Source organism: Streptomyces sp. NPDC048560, from assembly GCF_040650955.1.
Taxonomy (GTDB): Bacteria; Actinomycetota; Actinomycetes; order Streptomycetales; family Streptomycetaceae; genus Streptomyces.
Map to the genome: position 1 here is coordinate 994,599 of NZ_JBEZIJ010000001.1, position 20,843 is coordinate 1,015,441.

Consider the following 20,843-nt stretch of genomic DNA (forward strand, 5'->3'; position numbering starts at 1 on the left):
TCCCCACACACCCACCGAAGCGGGCAGCCCCGGGCGCGACCGGTGCTGCCCGCTTCAGCGTGCGGCGGCCCGGGAGAGCTCGTCCAGGGTGGCGGCCACCGCGGGGACCTGGGCCAGGTCCGGGAGGGTCAGCGCGACGATCTCGCGTTCGATGGGCGGTTCGACGGTGACGGTCCGGGCCCCCTTCGGGCGTACCGACTCGATGGCCAGCTCGGGCAGGACGGCCACCCCGAGCCCCGCTCCCACCAGTCCGATCACCGCCGGGTAGTCGTCGGTGGCGAAGTCGATCCTGGGGGTGAAGCCGGACGCCTCGCAGACCTCCACGAGCTGGCGGCGGCAGCGCGGGCAGCCCGCGATCCACGGCTCGTCGGCGAGTTCCCCGATGCCCACGGCCTCCGCGTCCGCCAGCCGGTGCCCCTCGGGGACCAGTCCGATCAGCCGGTCGGCCAGCAGGGGCCGCACGACCAGGTCGTCCCACTCACCGCCGGGCGCCCCGTACCGGAAGGCCAGCGCGATGTCGCAGTCGCCGTCCCGGAGCATCTCCACCGAGCGCGGCGGCTCCGCCTCGACGAGCGAGACCCGGGTGCCCGGGTGGGCCGCGCGCAGGGCGGCGAGTGCGCCCGGGACGAGGGTGGAACTGCCACTGGGGAACGAGACGAGCCGGACCCGGCCCGCCCGCAGTCCGGCGATCGCGGCGACCTCCTCCTCGGCGGCGGTCAGCCCGGCGAGAATGCCGGACGCATGGCGCACGAGGGCCTCGCCCGCCTGGGTCAGCCTCATCTCGCGGCCCGTCCTGATGAGCAGGGTGGTGCCCGCCGACGCCTCCAGCGCCTTCATCTGCTGGCTGACGGCGGGCTGGGTGCAGCCCAGCTCGCGCGCGGCGGCGGAGAACGAACCGGTCGTCGACACGGCGCGCAGGACTCGGAGATGCCGGGCTTCGATCACCTGTCCACCATAAGCGACTCTTGGGGAAGGCGAGGATAATTGGCGTGCAACTTTGAGTGACCACTCGCTAGCGTGTCCGGCATGAAGCTGCTGACCGTGAATGTGGGCCGCCCCAAGGCGTCCGAGCACACCAATGGCCCCGGGGGCGTCACCGGGATCGACAAACACCCGGCCGACGGCCCCGTGCACGTGTCGGACCCCGGGCCGAAGGGGACGGGGGGCAGTGGTCTGGCCGGGGACGCGGTGTGCGATCTGCGGCATCACGGCGGCACCGACCAGGCGGTGTACGCCTTCGCGCGCGAGGAGCTCGACGCCTGGGAGACCGTGCTCGGCCGGCAGGTGGCCAACGGCGCGTTCGGCGAGAACCTCACGACCCGGGGCATCGATGTGAGCGGGGCCAGGATCGGGGAGCGCTGGAGGATCGGCCCGGGCCTCGTCCTGGAGGTCACCACGGGCCGCATTCCGTGCCGTACGTTCGCGGGCCACCTCGGCGAGAAGGGCTGGGTGAAGCGGTTCACCGCACAGGCGGCGCCCGGCGCCTATCTGCGGGTCATCGAGCCGGGGACGATACGTGCCGGGGACCCGGTCGAGATCGTGCACCGGCCGGACCACGACGTCACCGTGTCCCTGGTGTTCCGGGCCCTCACGACCGAGCGGACACTGCTGTCCCGGCTGCCGGCGGCCGGAGACGCACTGCACCCGGAGGCCCTGCGCGACGCGCGGGCCTACGTGCGGAAGCAGGGGGCCGACAACTGACGGCCCGGCAGGCGCCCCGACCCGTCCCACGCGCGCGGGCGGGTCGACCGGCCGCGCACGTGGGGCACTAACGTGCCGCCTATGACGACAGCACTGATTACGGGCGCGACGGCGGGGATCGGGGCCGCCTTCGCACGGCGGCTCGCGGGCGAGGGGCACAACCTGGTCCTGGTGGCCCGTGACACCGAGCGGCTGCGGGTCCAGGCCACCGAACTGCACGACCGGCACGGCATCGAGGCCGAGGTCCTGACCGCCGACCTGTCCGAGGACAAGGGGATCGCGGCGGTCGAGGCCCGCCTCGGTGACCGCCGCCAGGCGGTGGACCTCCTGGTGAACAACGCCGGCTTCGGCAACAAGGGGCGCTACCTGGAGGTCCCCATGGCCGATGAGCTGACGATGCTGAAGGTGCACTGCGAGGCGGTGCTGCGGCTGACGTCCGCCGCCGCGACAGGCATGAAGGAGCGGGGACGCGGCGGAGTGATCAACGTGGCGTCGGTCGCGGCGTTCGTGCCGCGCGGGACGTACGGGGCGTCCAAGGCGTGGGTCGTGCAGTTCACCCAGGGGGCGGCGAAGGACCTGTCGGGTTCGGGCGTGCGGCTGATGGCACTCTGCCCCGGGTTCGTGCGGACGGAGTTCCACCAGCGCGCCGGTATGGGGACGGGCAGCATCCCGGGCTGGATGTGGCTCGACGCGGACAAGCTGGTGACGAGCGCGCTGTCGGATCTGGCGCGCGGCCGGACGGTGTCGATTCCGGATGCCCGGTACAAGGCGCTGATGGGGCTGGTGAAGGTGACGCCCCGCAGCCTGCTCGGCGGGGTCACCTCCAGGACCGGCCGCAAGTACGGGCCTCGGTAACGGGGCACGGAGGGCCGGGCCTTCCGAGGCGACGGGCGCGACCGGTTCCCCCTCGGACCGGAAGCGGAGGTTGTCGGCGCAGCGAGCACCGCGGCGTGAGGCGATGTCTCACAATTCCTCCGTACGAAGAGTCGGAGTCGAATGCGGACCGGCACCGCCGCCGGAATCCTGGACTCGGACCGATCGAACGTCACGCTGCGCGTTTGAATGATCGAAACTCTCGTCATTCGATCATGTGGTCTAGGGTCGGGGAACCAAGTCGAGGGGACTGCTGCCATGCGCGAAAGTGCCGCTGAACGTCATGACCGCCTGCTGGGGCTGGTGCGGGACCGGGGCTCGGCCCGGGTCTCGGACCTCGCCTCCCAGCTGGGTGTCTCACCCGTCACGGTGCGCCGGGACGTGGAGGACCTGGCGGGCCGGGGCCTGCTCGACCGGGTGCACGGTTCGGTCTCCTGGCCGCAGGGCCGTGACGCCGCCACGTCCGAGGCCCTGGGCGGTACGGGCAGGGGGCTGATCCTCGGGATGCTCGCGCCCTCCGCGACGTACTACTTCGCCGAGGTGATCCGTGGGGCCCACGAGGCCGCGGCCCGCGCCGGGGCACGGCTGATCCTGCGGATCTCGGACTACCGGCCGGAGGAGGACCACGCCCGCACGCAGGGCCTGCTCGCCGCCGGCGCGGAGGGCGTGCTGGTCGCGCCCGGCTGGCGGCGGCCCGGCGACCCTGCGGCGTACGGCGACTGGATCACCTCGCTGCCCGTGCCCACGGTGCTCCTCGAACGGCAGCCCGCCGCCGGATCGCCGCTGGACGCCCTCGACCGGGTCTGCTCGGACCACCGGCACGGGGTGCTGCTCGCCCTGCGGCACCTGGTGGGGCTGGGCCATGGGGCGCCGCTCCTTATGGCCCGCGCCGATTCGCCGACGGCGGTCGCGGTGCGGTCCGGGTACGAGGAGGCACTCGCCGTGATGGGGCTGCGCGCCCCGCAGGGCGTGATCGGTTCCGTACCGGCGGACCAGGCGCCGGACGCCTTCGAGGAGGCCGTGCAGGCCCTGCGCGAGTCGGTCGTCTCCGGGGTCGCGACCGCGGCCCTGATCCACAACGACGTGGACGCCATCCAGGTCGTGCAGCGCCTGGCCGAACTCGGGGTGCAGGTGCCCCGGGACCTGGCGCTCATCGCCTACGACGACGAGGTGGCGGCGCTCGCCGACACCCCGCTCACCGCCGTGGCCCCGCCCAAGCGGGAGGTGGGAAGACATGCGACGGAACTGCTGGTGGAACGCCTCACGGAGGCCGGGGAAACCGCCACCGCGCCGCCTCGCCGCCACGTGGCGCTGCTCCCGCAGCTCCGGGTCCGCAGCTCCTGCGGGGACCCCCTGACGTAACACCTCCGGCTCCCCTGGCGACACACCTCCGGCTCCCTTGTCGACCTCTTCCGTTCATAACCGTTCTGATCTTTTTTCGATCAATCAATCTTTCGCTCTTGACTTCGGTCACGGCTGGTTCAAGGATCACGGCCAACGCCCCATGTCGCCGCCTGTTCAGGAGCCTCGCCGTGAGCCGCAGTTGGAGCAGAACGTCCCACGTCATCCTCGGTGCCGCCACCGCCCTCGCCGTTCTCACGGCGTGCGGCGGCGGTGAGGACGGAGCCGCACCCGGAAGCGACGGCAAGCCCGTCAGCGTCACCTTCTGGGGCTGGGCGAAGGGATCGAAGGAGGTCGTCGACGCGTTCAACGCCTCGCACAAGGACATCAGGGTCGTCTACGAGGAGATCCCGTCCGGGAACGCGGGCGGCTACGCCAAGATCTCCAACGCGGTGAAGGCGGGCAACGCGCCCGACCTCGTCAGCATCGAGTACCCCCAGCTGCCCGAGTTCGTCAGCCAGGGCTCCGTCCAGGACATCAGCGAGTACCTCACGGACGACATCAAGAAGAAGCTGCTGCCGCAGGCGGTGGAACTGACCACGCTCGGCGGCAAGAACTGGGCCGTCCCCTTCGACGCCTCGCCGCAGGCGTTCTACTACCGCAAGGACCTGTTCGAGAAGTACGGCGTCGAGGTCCCCACCACGTGGGACGACTTCCGCAAGGCGGCCGAGAAGGTCAAGCAGGCCGACAGGAAGGCCCGTATCGGCACGTTCTTCCCCGACGACCCCACCACCTTCCAGGCCATGGCATGGCAGGCGGGGGCCCAGTGGTACAAGGCCGAGGGCGACACCTGGAAGGTGAACACCACCGACGAGGCGACGACCAGGACCGCCCGCTACTGGCAGGGTCTGATCGACGACGACCTCATAAGGGCCAACGCCTCGTTCAGCCCGGAGTGGACCAACTCGCTCAAGAGCGGCGGCACGGTCGGCTACCTCGGAGCGGCCTGGGGAGCCGGTGTCCTGAAGGGCACACTGCCCGAGCAGAGCGGCAAGTGGGCGGTCGCGCCCATGCCCTGCTGGGACGGAACCCCGGCGAGCGGAATGCTCGGCGGGTCCACCTTCGCCGTGTCGAAGAACAGCGAGAAGGCCGAGGCGGCGGTCGAGTTCGCCACCTGGATGTCGACGACGCCCGAAGGCGTCAAGGCCCGTATCGCGTCCGGCACCTCCAGCGCCTTCCCCGCCGCGACCGCGCTGCGTCCGGTGGCCAAGGCGGCCTTCGACGCCGGCTATTTCGGGGGCACGGACATCTACCAGGTCTTCGAGGGAGCGGCGACGTCCATCCGGCCCGACTGGGCCTGGGGACCGACGACCGGCACCTCGAACACGGTCATCAAGGACCAGTTCGGGAAGGTCGCGAGCGGCGACACGACCATCGCCGAAGCGGTGAAGGCCGGTCATGACGCCACGGTCACCGAGCTCAGGAAGCGCGGCCTGAAGGTCGAGGACGCCGGCTGATGAAGCGCGCCCGGACAACCAGAGCCGCCGCAGTCCTGCTGGGCCCGTTCTTCGCACTGTTCACCGTGGTCATGGTGGTGCCGATCGGTTACGCGGTCTGGCTCAGCCTGTTCACCGAGAAGCAGTCCGGTCTGGGCTTCGGTGGCACCGAGACCGTCTTCAGCGGCCTCGACAACTACGCGGCGGCGCTGGGCGACCGGGCCTTCCGCGAGGGTTTCGTCGTCCTGCTCGGATACTGCCTCCTCTACATCCCGCTCATGGTCGGCGGAGCCCTCGCACTCGCCCTGCTGCTCGACTCGGCCCTCGCCCGCGCCCGCCGGTTCTTCCAGCTCGCGCTGTTCCTCCCGCACGCCGTGCCGGGGATCATCGCCGCGCTGATCTGGGTCTACCTCTACACACCCCAGCTCAGCCCGGTGGTCGGCGCGATGGAGGCCGGGGGGATCGGCTTCGACTTCTTCTCCCCCGAGGGAGCACTCCCCTCCGTCGTCAACATCGCGCTGTGGGAATGGCTCGGCTACAACATGGTGATCTTCTACGCCGCGCTCCAGGCCGTCGACCGTTCCGTACTCGAAGCGGCCACGGTGGACGGCGCGGGAGCCTGGCGGATCGCCTTCTCCATCAAGGTGCCGCTGATCAGCGCCTCGGTGGCGATGGTCGCCCTGTTCACGGTCATCGGCTCGCTCCAGCTCTTCACCGAGCCGCTGATCCTCGCCAAGGGGACCGGCTCCGCCGTCTCCTCCACCTGGACGCCGAACATGTACGCGTACACCGCGGCCTTCGAACGCAACGACTACGGGCTCGCCGCCGCCGCCTCGATCCTGCTGGCCCTCACCGCCGCGCTGCTGTCCTTCGTCGTCACCCGCTTCACCGGACGCAAGGGCAGGAAGGCATGAACCCCTCAGCTCCCCCGAACCGCTGGATGTCGAAGACCGCCGTCAACGGCTTCCTGCTGCTCGCCGTCCTCTACATGCTCTTCCCGCTCGTCTGGCTGGTCACCGCGGCGACGAAGGACACCGGCGACCTGCTCGCGGGCAACGCCTTCTCCTTCGAGGGCTTCAACCTCGGCGAGAACCTGTCGGACCTCGCCGCCTACGGCGACGGCATCTACTTCCGCTGGTACGTCAACAGCCTGCTCTACGCGGGCGTCGGCGCGCTCGCCTGCTCCCTGATCTGCGTGGCCGCCGGCTACGCCTTCGACAAGTACGACTTCCGGGGCAAGGAGAAACTGTTCGGCCTGGTCCTGATGGGCGTGCTGGTCCCGACCACCGCGCTCGCCCTGCCCATGTACCTCCTGGCCTCGAAGACCGGGGTGGTCAACACCTACTGGTCGGTGCTGATCCCCGTACTGGTCAACCCGTTCGGCGTGTATCTCGCGCGGGTCTTCTGTACGGGATACATCCCCGACGAGGCGCTGGAGGCCGCCCGGATCGACGGGGCCGGTGAGCTGCGCACCTTCTGGTCCATCGGTCTGCGCATGGTGATGCCGGGCTTCGTGACCGTCTTCCTCTTCCAGTTCACCGCGATCTGGAACAACTTCTTCCTCCCCCTGGTGATGCTCTCGGACCGCGAGCTCTTCCCCCTGAGCCTCGGCCTGTACGCCTGGAACACCAACACCCATGGCGAGCCGAGCTTCTACCCGCTCGTCGTCACGGGCTCCCTCCTCGCCGTCATCCCCCTGATCGTCGCCTTCGTCTCCCTGCAGCGGCACTGGAAGGCGGGACTGACGGCGGGAAGTGTGAAGTGACCGTCAGGCGAGCCTTCGAGGAGTCGAGTTCCACCATGCCCCACGCCACTGACAACCGGCCCCGCGCGCTGCTCGCGATGGGCCCCGGCATCGCCGGCCGGCTCTTCGCCGAACGCCATCGCACCCGGCTGGCCGCCCTCACCCGTACGGACCCGGATCTCGTCGCCCACGATCTGGCCGCCCCCGGCCCGGAGGTGGCCGCCGCGCTCGCCGGCGCAGACGTGCTGCTGACCTGCTGGGGCGCCACCCCGCTGACGGCGGACATCCTGGCCGCCGCCCCCCGGCTGCGCGCGGTCGTGCACGCGGCCGGGTCCGTCAAGCACCACATCACCGACGCCTGCTGGGAACGCGGCATCGCCGTCACCTCGGCGGCCGACGCCAACGCGCTGCCCGTGGCCGAGTTCACCCTCGCCGCGATCCTCTTCGCCAACAAGCGGGTACTGCACGCCGCCCAGCGCTTCCGTGCCCTGCGGGCGGACCACGACTGGCTCGGTGACATGGAGGCGAGCGGCAACTACCGCCGTACGGTCGGCGTCATCGGCGCGTCCCGCATCGGGCGCCGCGTCATGGAACTGCTGCGCCCGTTCGACCTGGACGTGATGCTGTACGACCCGTACGTCTCCCCCGCCGAGGCCGCCGCCCTCGGCGTGCGGCCGGCGACGCTGTCCGAGCTGTGCGCCGGCAGTGCGGTGGTCTCCGTCCACGCTCCTCAGCTGCCCGAGACGCGCCATCTCGTCGGGGCGGCGCAGCTGGCGCTGATGCCGGCTGGTGCGACGCTGATCAACACGGCGCGTGGTTCGCTGATCGACGAGGACGCGCTGATCCGGGAACTGGAGAGCGGGCGGCTGCACGCGGTGCTGGATGTGACGGAGCCGGAAGTGCCGGTGGCGGACTCCCCGTTGTACGACCTGCCGAACGTCCTGCTCACTCCGCATATCGCGGGCTCGCTGGGAAACGAGCTGCATCGCATGGCGGATCAGGCACTGGACGAACTGGAACGCTTCGCCGGTGGCCGCCCGTTCGCGGACCCGGTGACCGCGGAGGCGCTGAACCGCTCCGCGTGACGGGCTGCCCGGGAACGACCGGGGCCCGGTACCCCCGCGACGGGGGTACCGGGCCTCAGTGGTGTGCCGGGTGCGTACTAGTGGGAGTGACCGTGGCCGTGGCCGTGACCGGCGTCGCCCTCGTCGTCCGCCGGCTTCTCGACGACCAGGGTCTCGGTCGTGAGCAGCAGCGACGCGATCGACGCGGCGTTCTCCAGGGCGGAGCGGGTGACCTTGACCGGGTCGATGACGCCGGCCTTCACCAGGTCGCCGTACTCGCCGGTGGCGGCGTTGAAGCCCTGGCCCTTGTCGAGCTCGGCGACCTTGGAGGTGATGACGTAACCCTCCAGGCCGGCGTTCTCGGCGATCCAGCGCAGCGGCTCGACGGCGGCGCGGCGCACGACCGCGACACCGGTGGCCTCGTCGCCGGTCTTGCCGAGGTTGCCCTCGAGGACCTTGACGGCGTGGACCAGAGCGGAGCCACCACCGGAGACGATGCCTTCCTCGACCGCGGCGCGGGTCGCGGAGATGGCGTCCTCCAGACGGTGCTTCTTCTCCTTGAGCTCCACCTCGGTGGCAGCACCGACGCGGATCACGCAGACGCCGCCGGCCAGCTTCGCGAGGCGCTCCTGGAGCTTCTCGCGGTCCCAGTCGGAGTCCGTGGAGTCGATCTCGGCCTTGATCTGGTTGACCCGGCCCTTGACGTCGGCGGAGTCGCCGCCGCCCTCGACGATGGTCGTGTCGTCCTTGGAGACGGTGACGCGGCGGGCGGTGCCCAGCACGTCGAGACCGGCCTGGTCGAGCTTGAGGCCGACCTCTTCGGCGATGACGGTCGCACCCGTGAGGGTGGCGATGTCGCCGAGCATGGCCTTGCGGCGGTCACCGAAGCCCGGGGCCTTCACCGCTACGGCGTTGAAGGTGCCACGGATCTTGTTGACGACCAGGGTCGACAGGGCTTCGCCCTCGACGTCCTCGGCGATGATCAGCAGCGGCTTCGAGCCACCCGACTGGATGACCTTCTCCAGGAGCGGGAGCAGCTCCTGGATGGAGCCGATCTTGCCCTGGTGGATCAGGATGTACGGGTCGTCGAGGACGGCCTCCATACGCTCCTGGTCGGTCACCATGTACGGGGAGAGGTAGCCCTTGTCGAAGGCCATGCCCTCGGTGAACTCGAGGTCCAGACCGAAGGTGTTGGACTCCTCGACGGTGATGACACCGTCCTTGCCGACCTTGTCCATCGCGTCCGCGATGAGCTCGCCGACCTGGGTGTCCTGCGCGGAGAGCGCGGCCACGGCGGCGATGTCGGACTTGTCCTCGATCGGGCGGGCGGTCGCGAGGAGCTCCTCGGACACGGCCTTGACCGCGGCGTCGATGCCCTTCTTCAGGGCCGCCGGGGAGGCGCCCGCGGCGACGTTGCGCAGGCCCTCGCGGACGAGCGCCTGGGCCAGGACGGTGGCGGTGGTGGTGCCGTCACCGGCTACGTCGTTGGTCTTGGTCGCCACCTCCTTCACCAGCTGGGCACCGAGGTTCTCGTACGGGTCGTCGAGCTCGACCTCGCGCGCGATGGTGACACCGTCGTTGGTGATGGTGGGAGCGCCGAACTTCTTGTCGATGACGACGTTGCGGCCCTTGGGGCCGATCGTCACCTTGACCGTGTCGGCAAGCTTGTTGACGCCGCGCTCAAGGGCGCGACGGGCGTCCTCGTCGAACTTCAGAATCTTCGCCATGGGCTGTTGCCTGTCCTCTCAAAACGAACTGCGCCCCTGACCGCCCGGCTAGTTATTTCGCAGGGGGCCAGGGGCGCAGAACAGAAACAAACGTGGGTGAATTACTTCTCGACGATCGCGAGCACGTCGCGGGCCGAGAGGACGAGGTACTCCTCGCCGTTGTACTTCACCTCGGTGCCGCCGTACTTGCTGTACAGAACGACATCGCCGGTCTTGACGTCGAGCGGAAGCCGCTCGCCGTTCTCGAAGCGGCCCGGGCCCACGGCAAGGACGACGCCCTCCTGGGGCTTCTCCTTGGCGGTGTCGGGAATGACCAGGCCGGAGGCCGTGGTCTGCTCGGCGTCGAGCGGCTGGACCACAATGCGGTCCTCGAGCGGCTTGATCGCAACCTTGGAGCTGGTGGTCGACACGATCCGGTCTCCCCCTTCGGAGATCTCACGGGGTTTAACAGTCTGTGGGGTGGCGACCAGGTCGATCCGTCGTCGCGGGTGCCGGACCTGCCCTGTCGCGCAGTTGTGCTGGCACTCTCCAGTGGGGAGTGCCAGCACTGAGACTATGACCGCGATTAGCACTCGGTCAAGCGGAGTGCCAATTCACCACCCCCGCGTGGCGAACATGCCGATCATCGGTGCGGTATCGATCGGGGCACCATGAGGTCACCGTCCGGACAACGCCGGGGCGCGCCGCACGGTTCCGCACGACCGTGCGGACATGCGGGATCGCCCGAACACGCCGACGCGCCCGTCCCCCTTCGCCCGCGGCCACGCCGACGCGGTGGTGGGCCTCCTCGTCGTCGCACTCGAACTGGTGGTGTACGTGATCGCCGCGATCCGGACCGCCTTACCGGACGGCGACGGGAGCGGCGGCCACCCGGCGGGCCGCGCGGGGCCGGCCCCGCCCGCCGTGCCGGCGGCCGACTGGACGGCCACGGTGACGTTCGGAGTGATCGCCGCCGCGGCCGTCGTCCTCGCCGTGCTGATGTTCCGCTTCCACAACCCGTGGACCGGCGCGACGCAGGTGCTCACCGCGCTCACGCTCTGCCTCGTGACGGTTTCGGCCGGCGGGGACGCCTCGCGCGAGACGCACCCGTCCCCCGCGAACACGCCCGGATGGTCCTCACCGCCCTGCCTCAGCGGTGGCGACAGCGACGAGTGCGCGAGGAGCGGGGGCTGACCCCGGCGGGCCGCGCGGGGGCCGGGGGTCAGACGTAGTCCTCCAGCCTGGCGACCGCGTAACCCTTGTCGGTGACCGTCTTCATGACCCGCCGGATCATGTCGGTCATGGAGCCCTTCCAGTCCCCGGGCCCCCGGAAGTGCGTGAGGATGATGTCGCCGGGATGCAGGTCGCGGTCCCACTCGCGCCACTCCATGTGGTCGGGGAACGCCTCCGAGGCCCACAGCGGCACGGCCTTGATGCCGCAGGACTTGGCGATGCGGAGGGTGTCGCGGTTGTAGTTGCCGTACGGCGGCCGGAAGAGCGTGGGCCGCTTCCCGAACTGCTTCGCCATCATGTCCTGCTGGCCGCAGATCTCCCGCTTCTGCTGGTCGTACGAAAGACCCGGCATGTAGCGGTGGTTCAGCGTGTGGTTGCTGAGGGTGACACCCAGGGCCTGCATCTTCTTGAAGTAGCCGTAGTCCTCCTTGACCACGTAGTCGCTGAGGAAGGCGCTGTAGGGGATGTCCAGTTCCGTCATCATCCGCAGCAGCGCGGGATCCTTCTCGGCCCCGTCGTCCATCGTCAGGAAGACGACGCGCTCCTTCGTCGGCACGGTGGTGAAGACGGGCGGCAGGGCGTCCCCGCCGGTGACCTCGAAGCCCTTGCGCGTGGTGATGCGCGGTTTGACGGCCGGCGGTTCCGGCGCGACGAGCGGGACCTTGGCCAGTCGCCACTTCTTGGCCGCCGCGACCCTGGCGGCCTGCTTACGCCGCACCTTCTCGGCGTACGCGGAAAGCGCTTCGGCCGGCGCGGCCTTCGCGGGCGGCCCGTCCTGACCGGCGGCGGGCGACGCCGGACGCTTCCCTCCGGTATTGCCGCCCGCACCCTCGGCGGCGCAGCCGGAAACGACGGCGGCGGCGAGGAGGGCGACCAGGGCCGTACAGACCGGCCCACGGGCGAGAGAGCCCGGTCTGTGCCATTTCATGACAGATACTTCCTTTTGTCGTACTAGTTGCATGGCGCCGCATCCTGCCAGTGCGCGCGCGAGTGCCCGGTCCGACACCGCCACCGGGCCCGCCCGGTCCCCCGGCTGGCTCACAATGGGCCGGGTGAACGCTCTCCCCACGTCCGGCACACCCGATCCGCTCGCCGGCTTCCGCGCCCTGCTCGCCCCCGAGGGCGCCGCTCTCCTGGCCGAGCTGCGGGACCACGACCCCGCGCGGGAGCTGGCCACCGCGACCCGCCTGCGTCGCGGCCACCCGGCCGACCTGGTCTCGGCTGCCCTCGGACAGGCCCGGCTGCGGCAGCGGGCCGTGGCCAAGTTCGGCGCCGAGGACGCGTACCGGATGTTCTTCACTCCCAACGGGGTCGAACAGGCGACGCGCACCTCCGTCGCCACCCACCGGGCGCAGCGGTTCGCCGGCCTCGGCGTGCGGAGGGTGGCCGACCTCTGCTGCGGCATCGGCGGCGACGCGATCGCCCTCGCGCGTGCGGGCATCGCGGTGCTTGCCGTGGACCGCGATCCGCTGACCGCCGAGGTCGCGCGCGCCAATGCCGCGGCGCTCGGTCTGGAGGCTCTGATCGAGGTGCGGTGCGCCGACGTCACCGAGATCGACACCGCACCGTACGACGCCGTCTTCGTCGACCCGGCCCGGCGCGGCGGACGCGGCCGGATCTTCGACCCCGAGGCGTACTCCCCGCCGCTGTCCTGGGCCACCGCCGCCGCGCTGAAGGCCCCCCGCGCCGCGCTGAAGATCGCCCCCGGTGTCCCGCACGAGGCGATCGGACCGCAGGCCGAGGCGGAGTGGATCTCGGACGGCGGCGACGTGAAGGAGGCGGTGCTCTGGTACGGCGAGGGCTTCGCACCCGGCTCGTTCCGGGCCACACTGCTGCCGTCGGGCGCCACCCTGACGGCCCCGGCCCCACTGCCCGCCCCGCCCGTCGGCCCCGTGGGCCGCTATCTGTACGAACCCGACGGCGCCGTCATCCGCGCCCATCTGGTCGCGGACGTCGTGGACCGGTGCCACGGCCGGCTGTTCGACGAGATGATCGCGTACGTCACGAGCGACGAGCTGTACGACTCCCCGTACACGACGGCGTACGAGATCACCGACCAGCTCCCCTTCAACATGAAGAGGCTCAAGGCCCTGCTGCGGGAGCGGGAGGTCGGCGTCCTGACCGTGAAGAAGCGCGGCTCCGCCGTCGAACCGGAGGAGCTGCGCCGCAGGATGAGACTCCAGGGACCGAACGCGGCGACCGTGTTCCTGACCCGGGTGGCGGACGCTCCTACGATGCTGGTCGGTCAGCCCCTGAAGCGGCCCTGAACGACGGTTCGCCGGGTGCGGCGGCGAGGACCCTCAGCACCCAGCGACGGTGCGCGAGTGCCTTCACGACGCCGATCAGGCCGGTGAGCCAGCAGATGAGGCCCAGTCCCATGAGGAGGGCCACCTCCCCGTAGGTCTCATCGCCGGCCTCCGCGCCCGCGGGGACGACCACGCACGCGTACAGGCCGAGGGCGCACAGCGCGAAGGACGTCAGCAGCCACAGGAGGCTGATCCCGGGAGCCCGCAGGGGCAGGTCGCGCGCCGGGTCGCGGTCCAGCGCGCCCCACTGGGCGAGCAGCCGGCGGACCTGCCGGTCCCGGCCGAGCCCGACGGCGACGAGCGCGACCGACGGCACCAGCAGGCAGGCGCCCAGGGCGAACCCGACCAGGCCCAGCATCGCGGCGAAGGGGTCGTCGGGCTCCTCGAACGACATGATCGCCCCGCCCACGAACGACCAGCCGAGCGCCGCCAGCATCCCCCACACCCACAGCATCGCGAGCCCCACGTGACCCAGGTGCGCGCGGACCAACTCGGCCAGCACCACCGCCCTGTCGGCGAGCATCGCCTCCCGGTCGGGCCAGGAGCGGAGCTCCAAGGGCGGCGGGGGCGGGGGCAGAGGTGAGCGGCGTGACATGCCCGAGACACTACCGAGCGGACCTGCACGCGGGGATGACGGGCCGTGAACACCGTTGCGCGGGCGGCCACATGGCGAAAGAGGTCGCTCGGTGAAGAGGCCGGGTGGTGAAGGAGGTCGCGGCGCCTGCGTGCTCGCGACCTTCGGTCCGGGGGACGGGCGCGCAGCGCCGTCCCCCGGACGGCCGCTCACGCGTCCCGGAGCGCCTGGATGTCCAGCTTCCTCATGCCGAGCATCGCCGTGGCACGCTCGGCCTTGGCCGGGTCAGGGCCGGACAGCAGCTCGGGCAGGACCTTCGGGACGATCTGCCAGGACAGGCCGTACCTGTCCTTGAGCCACCCGCACTGACCCTCCTCCCCCTCCGCGGTGAACGCCTCCCACAGCCGGTCCACCTCGGCCTGGTCCTCGCAGTCGACGGAGAGCGAGACCGCCTCCGTGAAGGGGAACTGCGGGCCGCCGTTGAGAGCGATGTACTCCTGGTCAGCGAGCCGGAAGCTCACCGTCATGACGCCGCCGGTCTCACCCGGGGCCGTCGCCCCGTAGTGGGTCACGTCCAGAACCCGTGAGTCACCGCCGAAGACGGAGACGTAGAAGTTCGCCGCCTCCTCCGCCTCCTTGTCGAACCACAGGAACGTAGTGATCTTCTGCATGGTCTTCTCCTCGCCGAAAAGCCGGGAACGCCGGAAAGCCGGCGGCACCGCTGCGCAGGGAACGCCGGAAAGTCCCTTCGGAAGGTAGACCCGTCACACCCCCGGAACTCATCGCGACACCCGGTCGGCGCGCGCCAGGAGCAGCGCCTTCTCCTGCTCGTTCCGGGTCAGCTCCGCCGCCCGCACGTACTCCGACCGCGCCTCCGCCCGCCGCCCCAGCCGCTCCAGCAGGTCGCCCCGCACGCTCGGCAGCAGGTGGTACGCCTTGAGCTCCGGTCCTGCCACCAGCGCGTCCACGAGGGCGAGCCCCGCCTCGGGCCCCTCGGCCATCGACACGGCCACCGCCCGGTTCAGCTCCACCACGGGGGAGGGGGTGAGCGCGGCGAGACGCCCGTACAGCGTGGCGATCGCGGTCCAGTCCGTGTCCTCGTACGTCACCGCGTGCGCGTGGCAGGCTGCGATGGCCGCCTGGAGGGCGTACGGCCCCGTGGCCCCGCCCAGCGCGTTCGCGCGCGCCAGGGCCGCGAAGCCGCGACGGATCAGCAACTGGTCCCAGCGCGAACGGTTCTGGTCGGCGAGCAGCACCGGCGCACCGTCAGGACCGGTCCGCGCGGCGGCCCGCGAGGCCTGCAGCTCCAGCAGCGCGACGAGCCCGTGGACCTCCGGCTCCTTCTCCATCAGACCGGCCAGCACCCGGGCGAGCCGCAGCGCGTCCTGGCAGAGGGCCGGGCGCAGCAGATCGTCGCCCGTGGTCGCCGCGTACCCCTCGTTGAAGATCAGGTAGATCACTTCGAGTACGGAGTCGAGCCGGGCGGCACGGTCGGGGCCGTACGGCACCTCGAACGGGACGCCCGCCCGTCCCAGGGTCCGCTTCGCCCGCACGATGCGCTGGGCCACGGTCGCCTCGGGGGCCAGGAACGCGCGGGCGGTCTCCTCGGTGCTGAGGCCGCCGAGGAGGCGCAGCGTGAGGGCGATCCGGGCCTGGGTGGAGAGCACCGGATGGCAGGAGGTGAAGATCAGCCGCAGGAGGTCGTCGTCGATGTGGTCGGGGTCGGCGGGTTCCGGCGGCGGTACGTCCTCCAGGGCGCGGCCGACCTCCGCCAGCTTGCGCGCGTAGGTCTCCTTGCGGCGTACGAGGTCGATCGCCCGGTGCTTCGCGGTGGCCATGAGCCAGGCGCCCGGCCGGTCCGGAACCCCGGACACCGGCCACTGCTCCAGCGCGGCGAGCAGGGCGTCCTGCGCGATCTCCTCGGCGATCCCCACATCGCGCACGATGCGGGCGGCTCCGGCGATGATCCGTGCCGATTCGATCCTGTACACGGCTTCGACGGCACTGCGTGCTTCTGTCACGGCCACCCATCAGAGCAGCCGGGGGCCGGGGCGGCAAGGACCTGCCGCCCCACCCCTGAGCCGGCAGTGGCCTGTCAGCCCTCGGCGATCTCGCGGATCTCGGAGGTGACGGTCCAGTACGTCTCGTGGACCGCGAGGAAGCGCTTGGTCCACTCCAGGATCTCGGCCTTGTCCTTGGCCTGGATGATCGCGTAGCCGCCGATGACTTCCTTCGTCTCGGTGAACGGCCCGTCGGTGACGGTGAACTCGCCGTTGGACCAGGTGACCCTGGTGCCCTGCGAGGTCGGGGTGAGACCGGCGGTGTCCAGCAGGACACCAGCCTTCGTCATCTCCTCGATCAGCGCGCCCATGCGCTGCATGAGCGCTTCGCTCGGGCCCTCGGCCGGGGCGTTGTTCTCGTCGATACGGACCATCGTCAGGTAGCGCGGCACGGTGACTCCTCGGGTCTGGGCGGGGCTCTTTGCCCGCCTCACACTCGTACGTCGAACGGGCACGCCCCGGATCGACACCCCGGCGAATCTTTTTCCCGAGAATTCTCAGCCGACCGACTCGAAGCGCCAGCGGTGCACCGGGCGCGCGATCAGTTCCGGGTGCGGATCCGGCAGTTCGGGCAGCTCGTCACCGTACGAACCCTCCCACCAGGTGATGACGAGCACCCGGTCCTGCGGGGCGCGCAGCAGCTCACGGCGGACGGGCTCGCGGGCCAGCTCCGCCGACCGGGCGCGCGCCCACTCCAGCAGTTCGGCGCCCCGGCCCTCGATGGCCCGCGCCTCCCACATCAGTGCGACGGTCGGAGCGCTCATGAGTAGAGGTTGTCCTTGCTGATCTCGTGCACGTGGTCGTGATCGTGGGTCTGTGCGCCCGGCACGTGGGTCTCCGTCACCGGCAGCGAGGAGTCCGCCGACAGTTCCAGATCCGAGGCCGGCCGGTTGCGGGCCACCATCTCGGCGCCCAGCGCGGCGACCATCGCGCCGTTGTCCGTGCAGAGTCCGGGGCGGGGCACCCGCAGCCGGATGCCGGCCCGCTCGCACCGCTCCTGGGCCAGTGCCCGCAGCCGCGAGTTGGCCGCGACACCGCCGCCGATCATCAGGTGCCCGACACCCTCGTCCTTGCAGGCCCGGACCGCCTTGCGGGTGAGCACGTCCACGACGGCCTCCTGGAAGGACGCCGCGACGTCCCGTACCGGCACCTCCTCGCCCGACGCCCGCTTCGCCTCGATCCAGCGCGCCACGGACGTCTTGAGCCCGGAGAAGGAGAAGTCGTACGCGGGGTCGCGCGAACCGCTCAGACCGCGCGGGAACGCGATGGCCTTCGGGTCGCCCTCCTTCGCCAGCCGGTCGATGACCGGGCCGCCGGGGAAGCCGAGGTTCAGCACCCGGGCGATCTTGTCGAACGCCTCGCCCGCAGCGTCGTCGATCGTCGCGCCGAGCGGCCGTACGTCGTTGGTGATGTCCGGCGCGAGGAGCAGCGAGGAGTGCCCGCCGCTGACCAGCAGCGCCATGGTCGGTTCAGGGAGCGGGCCGTGTTCCAGCTGGTCGACGCAGATGTGCGAGGCGAGGTGGTTGACCCCGTAGAGCGGCTTGTTCAGCGCGTACGCGTAGGCCTTGGCGGCCGAGACGCCGACGAGCAGCGCGCCCGCGAGTCCGGGGCCCGCCGTGACCGCGATGCCGTCGAGGTCGCGCGCGCTGATCCCGGCGTCCTTCAGGGCGCGCTCGATGGTCGGGACCATCGCTTCCAGGTGGGCGCGGGAGGCGATCTCCGGTACGACACCGCCGTAACGGGCGTGCGTGTCGACGCTGGAGGCGACGGCGTCCGCGAGCAGGGTCGTGCCGCGCACGATGCCGACCCCGGTCTCGTCGCAGGAGGTCTCGATGCCGAGTACGAGCGGTTCGTCAGCCATCAGTCAGTCTCAGTTTCTTGTCCGGGCTCTTGACCGGGTTCTTGTACGTGCTCTTGTACGTGCTCTTGCACGTGGAGGCGCATCACGAGCGCGTCCACGTTGCCCGGCTGGTAGTAGCCGCGCCGGAAGCCGATCGGCTCGAAGCCGAAGCGCTCGTACAGCTTCTGCGCGCGGGTGTTGTCGACCCGCACCTCCAGGAGCACGGCGGAGCACTCGAAGGCCGTGGCGTGCTTGAGCAGGTCGGTGAGGAGTTCGGAGCCGAGTCCGCCGCCCCAGTGGTCACGGGTGACCCCGATGGTCTGTACGTCCCCGAGGTCACCGGCCGCGGCGAGCCCCGCGTATCCGACGATCCGGCCGGTGGCCGGCTCCTCGGCGACGACGTAGCGGCGGGTGGCACCGGGGCCGCGGGCGTGTGCCAGCTCCGACCAGAACATCCCGGCCGACCAGGCGTCCTCCGGGAACAGCTCGTGTTCGAGCTCCAGCACCGGATCGATGTCCCACCAGCGCATCTCGCGCAGCACGGCGGCCACGGTCGCCGCGCCTGCCCCTCGGATCACTTCGGTCACTTCGGGGTGACCACCTTGTAGTTCTTCGGCACCTGGGCATCGGGCCTGCGCAGATAGAGCGGCTGCGGCGGGAGCATGTCCTGCCCCGCCGCGAGGCGTTCGGCGGCGAGGGCGGCCAGGGCGCCGGCCGAGACGTGCTCGGGTTCCCGGGCGTCGGGGAACGCCTCCGGGTAGAGCACCGCGCCCGCCCCGACGACGGGCAGTCCCGCGAGCTGTTCGGCGATATCGGCGGGCCGGTCCACCGCGGGGTCACCCGTGCGGGTACGGAAGTCCTCGTACCGCGCCCAGTAGACCTCCTTGCGGCGGCCGTCCGTCGCGACGACGAACGGCCCCTGGAGTCCGGCGAGCCCGGCGGCGTACGCGAGGCCGTCCAGGGTGCACACCCCGTGCACGGGGACGGAGAGCGCGGAGGCGAAGGCCGCCGCCGTCACGAGGCCGACGCGCAGGCCGGTGTACGGGCCGGGGCCGACGCCCACGACCAGGCCGGTGACGGCGTCGAGTTTCGTCCCGGCTTCGGCGAGGACCCGGTGGACGGCGGGCAGCAGCAGTTCGCCGTGCCTCCGTGCATCGACCTGGCTCGTCGCGGCGACGACGGCTGAGCCGTCGTGCAGGGCGACGGTGACGGCGGGGGTGGCGGTATCAACGGCGAGCAGGAGCACACAAACAGCCTACGGCTCCGCCGACGGGGTCACCGCGCCCGTACGTCGTCCCGGCCCGCCCCGCCCCGGCTGCTACCGTCACCCGGTATACGTGTGTACGACATAAACGCTTGTACGACATACGCCGGATGACAGGCGAAAGGGGAGCTCAGGTGGCAAGGGGCAGCTCGGGAATCGTGGCCGGGCTCACTGCGGCGGCCGTCGTCGTGGTCAGTTTCCTCGCCTACCAGGCATCGGCGAACGCCCCTGACTCGGTGGCGGAGACCAGCCCCACCGTCTCCAGCAGCGCTTCGGCCCAGCCTTCCCGGAAGCCGGAGCCGGCCAAGGCGCCGCTGGCGGTGCCCGAGGACTCCGGCACCGGGATGCGCGTCGTGTACGCGTTGCAGGACCGGCGCGTGTGGCTGGTGGACGGCAAGGGGAAGGCGGGCCGGACCTTCACCGTCATGCCCAGCACCGTCAGCCCGTTGCCCGGTTCCTACCAGGTGGGTTCGCGCACCGGCAGCGTCAAGGGTTCGGACGGCGTGATGATCGAGCACGTCGTGCGCTTCACCAACGTCGACGACGTCGCCATCGGCTTCAGCGCCGCGCAGGACGGCACGCTGGCCAGCCCCGACCCGACCGCGAAGACCGGCGGGGTACGGATGAAGCGGTCGGACGGCGACGCGATGTGGACCTTCGCGACGGTCGGCGTCAAGGTCGTCGTCGTCCCGTAAGGGTGAGCGGCCCGTAGCCGCGGGGCGGGGTCAGGCCGCGTCGCGCCGGGGGGACGGCGCCCGGCGGCCTTCGCGGTCCGCCCCTTCCGCGCCCTCGCGCTCGTCCCGCTCGACGCGCGGAGGGGTGGAGACCGCCGACGCGGCGGCGCACGAGGCCAGCAGATCCTTCATGGACACCGTCGACGACGGCCATGCCTGCGGCGACTGCGGCTCTTCACTCTCGGGCGTCGGCATGGATGCCTCCTGGGGCTCCGGTGGAAGGCGTGGTTAGGTAGACCTAACCAAGTCTTCTCTCCATGTGAACACGCCTACGGCCCCGCGCGCAACAATTTACCGACGGCCTGTCGGAAAGTCTCGCGCGGGAAAGCCGGGAACCGGCCGGAACTCGGGAGTGCCCGCTACCGCTCCGGCGCCAGCTCCGCCCGCAGTCCGGCCCAGCGCGGTCCGATGCCCACCAGCGTCACCGTGCGCCGCTCGTCGTCCGTGTCGCCGACCGCCCGGTGGATCACTACCCGCAGGCGGTCCTCCGAGAGCTCCTCGACCTTGCCGTCGCCCCACTCCACGACCACCACCGAGTCCGGCAGCGACACGTCGAGGTCCAGGTCCTCCATCTCGTCGAGCCCGCCGCCCAGGCGGTAGGCGTCGACGTGGACGAGCGCGGGACCGCCGACCAGCGAGGGGTGCACGCGGGCGATCACGAAGGTGGGTGAGGTGACGGCGCCCCGCACCCCGAGCCCCTCGCCGAGCCCCCGGGTGAGCGTCGTCTTCCCGGCGCCCAGTTCGCCGCTGAGCATCACCAGGTCACCGGGGGCCAGCACACCGGCGAGCCGGCGGCCCAGGTCCTGCATCTGTTCGGGTGACTCGACGGCCACACCCAGGGTGACGGTGCCCGGTGCGGAGGTCTCCGCCACCGGGCTTTTCTGCACTGCTTCCATGCCGGTCAACG

The 20,843-nt window shown here is 71.0% G+C and carries 24 protein-coding genes; 10 read left to right on the forward strand and 14 right to left on the reverse strand.

The annotated features are described in order from the left end of the window. Positions 1 to 54 precede the first annotated feature (54 nt). Positions 55 to 945 (reverse strand): LysR family transcriptional regulator, encoded by an 891-nt coding sequence (locus AB0C82_RS04345; RefSeq protein ID WP_362836130.1) that lies wholly within the window; start codon positions 943 to 945, stop codon positions 55 to 57. Positions 946 to 1,026: 81 nt separating this feature from the next. On the opposite strand from AB0C82_RS04345, the gene AB0C82_RS04350 reads away from it, so the two are divergent. The 7 genes from AB0C82_RS04350 to AB0C82_RS04380 all read left to right on the forward strand — a co-directional run bounded on the left by AB0C82_RS04350 (position 1,027) and on the right by AB0C82_RS04380 (position 8,240). Then, complete coding sequence (locus AB0C82_RS04350; protein WP_362836132.1) at positions 1,027 to 1,701, forward strand: MOSC domain-containing protein; 675 nt, start codon at positions 1,027 to 1,029, stop codon at positions 1,699 to 1,701. 81 nt (positions 1,702 to 1,782) lie between these two features. Continuing rightward, entirely contained in the window at positions 1,783 to 2,556 is a 774-nt protein-coding gene (locus AB0C82_RS04355; RefSeq protein ID WP_362836134.1) for an SDR family oxidoreductase, read from the forward strand. A gap of 276 nt (positions 2,557 to 2,832) precedes the next feature. Then, on the forward strand, positions 2,833 to 3,936 hold the full coding sequence (locus AB0C82_RS04360; RefSeq protein ID WP_362836136.1) for a substrate-binding domain-containing protein: 1,104 nt from the start codon (positions 2,833 to 2,835) through the stop codon (positions 3,934 to 3,936). A 170-nt stretch (positions 3,937 to 4,106) separates the two neighbouring features. Next, on the forward strand, positions 4,107 to 5,432 hold the full coding sequence (locus tag AB0C82_RS04365) for a sugar ABC transporter substrate-binding protein (protein ID WP_362836138.1): 1,326 nt from the start codon (positions 4,107 to 4,109) through the stop codon (positions 5,430 to 5,432). Beyond that, positions 5,432 to 6,325 carry a sugar ABC transporter permease gene (locus tag AB0C82_RS04370; RefSeq protein WP_362836140.1) on the forward strand — a complete coding sequence of 298 codons (894 nt, stop codon included), beginning with the start codon at positions 5,432 to 5,434 and terminating at the stop codon, positions 6,323 to 6,325. The genes AB0C82_RS04365 and AB0C82_RS04370 overlap by 1 nt, the downstream gene beginning before the upstream one ends. Beyond that, entirely contained in the window at positions 6,322 to 7,176 is an 855-nt protein-coding gene (locus AB0C82_RS04375) for a carbohydrate ABC transporter permease (protein WP_362836142.1), read from the forward strand. Before AB0C82_RS04370 ends, AB0C82_RS04375 begins: the two co-directional genes overlap by 4 nt. Positions 7,177 to 7,211: 35 nt before the next feature. Next, positions 7,212 to 8,240 carry a hydroxyacid dehydrogenase gene (locus AB0C82_RS04380; RefSeq protein WP_362836144.1) on the forward strand — a complete coding sequence of 343 codons (1,029 nt, stop codon included), beginning with the start codon at positions 7,212 to 7,214 and terminating at the stop codon, positions 8,238 to 8,240. A 77-nt stretch (positions 8,241 to 8,317) separates the two neighbouring features. Here AB0C82_RS04380 and groL read toward each other — a convergent pair whose 3' ends face one another. Both groL and groES read right to left on the reverse strand, forming a co-directional pair. Then, a complete protein-coding gene (gene groL, locus AB0C82_RS04385; RefSeq protein ID WP_362836146.1) occupies positions 8,318 to 9,946 on the reverse strand; it encodes a chaperonin GroEL in 1,629 nt (542 codons plus the stop codon). Positions 9,947 to 10,047: 101 nt separating this feature from the next. Then, positions 10,048 to 10,356 carry a co-chaperone GroES gene (gene groES, locus AB0C82_RS04390; RefSeq protein WP_003966899.1) on the reverse strand — a complete coding sequence of 103 codons (309 nt, stop codon included), beginning with the start codon at positions 10,354 to 10,356 and terminating at the stop codon, positions 10,048 to 10,050. A gap of 301 nt (positions 10,357 to 10,657) precedes the next feature. Between groES and AB0C82_RS04395 the strand changes: the two genes are divergently transcribed. Beyond that, a complete protein-coding gene (locus AB0C82_RS04395) occupies positions 10,658 to 11,119 on the forward strand; it encodes a DUF6234 family protein (RefSeq protein ID WP_362836148.1) in 462 nt (153 codons plus the stop codon). Positions 11,120 to 11,147: 28 nt separating this feature from the next. On the opposite strand, the gene AB0C82_RS04400 is transcribed toward AB0C82_RS04395, so the two are convergent. Continuing rightward, positions 11,148 to 12,086, reverse strand: a complete 939-nt coding sequence (locus AB0C82_RS04400; RefSeq protein ID WP_362836150.1) for a polysaccharide deacetylase family protein — start codon at positions 12,084 to 12,086, stop codon at positions 11,148 to 11,150. A 115-nt stretch (positions 12,087 to 12,201) separates the two neighbouring features. On the opposite strand from AB0C82_RS04400, the gene AB0C82_RS04405 reads away from it, so the two are divergent. Then, complete coding sequence (locus AB0C82_RS04405; protein ID WP_362837043.1) at positions 12,202 to 13,425, forward strand: class I SAM-dependent methyltransferase; 1,224 nt, start codon at positions 12,202 to 12,204, stop codon at positions 13,423 to 13,425. Here the strand turns inward: AB0C82_RS04405 and AB0C82_RS04410 are convergent. The 8 genes from AB0C82_RS04410 to tsaB form a co-directional block, all read right to left on the reverse strand. Beyond that, on the reverse strand, positions 13,388 to 14,059 hold the full coding sequence (locus tag AB0C82_RS04410) for a hypothetical protein (RefSeq protein ID WP_362836152.1): 672 nt from the start codon (positions 14,057 to 14,059) through the stop codon (positions 13,388 to 13,390). The two genes, AB0C82_RS04405 and AB0C82_RS04410, sit on opposite strands and share 38 nt — an antisense overlap. A 188-nt stretch (positions 14,060 to 14,247) precedes the next feature. Continuing rightward, positions 14,248 to 14,709 carry a VOC family protein gene (locus tag AB0C82_RS04415; protein WP_362836154.1) on the reverse strand — a complete coding sequence of 154 codons (462 nt, stop codon included), beginning with the start codon at positions 14,707 to 14,709 and terminating at the stop codon, positions 14,248 to 14,250. A 108-nt stretch (positions 14,710 to 14,817) separates the two neighbouring features. Then, entirely contained in the window at positions 14,818 to 16,059 is a 1,242-nt protein-coding gene (locus AB0C82_RS04420; protein ID WP_362836156.1) for an RNA polymerase sigma factor, read from the reverse strand. 74 nt (positions 16,060 to 16,133) lie between these two features. Next, positions 16,134 to 16,490 (reverse strand): YciI family protein, encoded by a 357-nt coding sequence (locus AB0C82_RS04425; protein WP_362836158.1) that lies wholly within the window; start codon positions 16,488 to 16,490, stop codon positions 16,134 to 16,136. Between the two features lie 105 nt (positions 16,491 to 16,595). Then, positions 16,596 to 16,862 carry a hypothetical protein gene (locus tag AB0C82_RS04430; protein ID WP_362836160.1) on the reverse strand — a complete coding sequence of 89 codons (267 nt, stop codon included), beginning with the start codon at positions 16,860 to 16,862 and terminating at the stop codon, positions 16,596 to 16,598. After that, the gene (gene tsaD, locus AB0C82_RS04435) at positions 16,859 to 17,959 is read right to left on the reverse strand and encodes a tRNA (adenosine(37)-N6)-threonylcarbamoyltransferase complex transferase subunit TsaD (protein ID WP_362836162.1); all 1,101 of its coding nucleotides are present in this window, start codon (positions 17,957 to 17,959) and stop codon (positions 16,859 to 16,861) included. Before tsaD ends, AB0C82_RS04430 begins: the two co-directional genes overlap by 4 nt. Next, on the reverse strand, positions 17,959 to 18,468 hold the full coding sequence (rimI, locus tag AB0C82_RS04440) for a ribosomal protein S18-alanine N-acetyltransferase (protein ID WP_362837045.1): 510 nt from the start codon (positions 18,466 to 18,468) through the stop codon (positions 17,959 to 17,961). Before rimI ends, tsaD begins: the two co-directional genes overlap by 1 nt. A 53-nt stretch (positions 18,469 to 18,521) precedes the next feature. Continuing rightward, entirely contained in the window at positions 18,522 to 19,184 is a 663-nt protein-coding gene (gene tsaB, locus AB0C82_RS04445) for a tRNA (adenosine(37)-N6)-threonylcarbamoyltransferase complex dimerization subunit type 1 TsaB (protein ID WP_362836163.1), read from the reverse strand. A 128-nt stretch (positions 19,185 to 19,312) separates the two neighbouring features. Here tsaB and AB0C82_RS04450 point away from each other — a divergent pair, with 128 nt between their 5' ends. After that, positions 19,313 to 19,897 (forward strand): hypothetical protein, encoded by a 585-nt coding sequence (locus AB0C82_RS04450; protein ID WP_362836165.1) that lies wholly within the window; start codon positions 19,313 to 19,315, stop codon positions 19,895 to 19,897. Between the two features lie 30 nt (positions 19,898 to 19,927). Here AB0C82_RS04450 and AB0C82_RS04455 read toward each other — a convergent pair whose 3' ends face one another. Both AB0C82_RS04455 and tsaE read right to left on the reverse strand, forming a co-directional pair. After that, a complete protein-coding gene (locus tag AB0C82_RS04455) occupies positions 19,928 to 20,131 on the reverse strand; it encodes a hypothetical protein (protein ID WP_362836167.1) in 204 nt (67 codons plus the stop codon). 164 nt (positions 20,132 to 20,295) lie between these two features. Further along, positions 20,296 to 20,832, reverse strand: coding sequence for a tRNA (adenosine(37)-N6)-threonylcarbamoyltransferase complex ATPase subunit type 1 TsaE (gene tsaE / locus AB0C82_RS04460; RefSeq protein ID WP_362836169.1), 537 nt, complete (start codon positions 20,830 to 20,832; stop codon positions 20,296 to 20,298). Positions 20,833 to 20,843 lie beyond the last annotated feature (11 nt).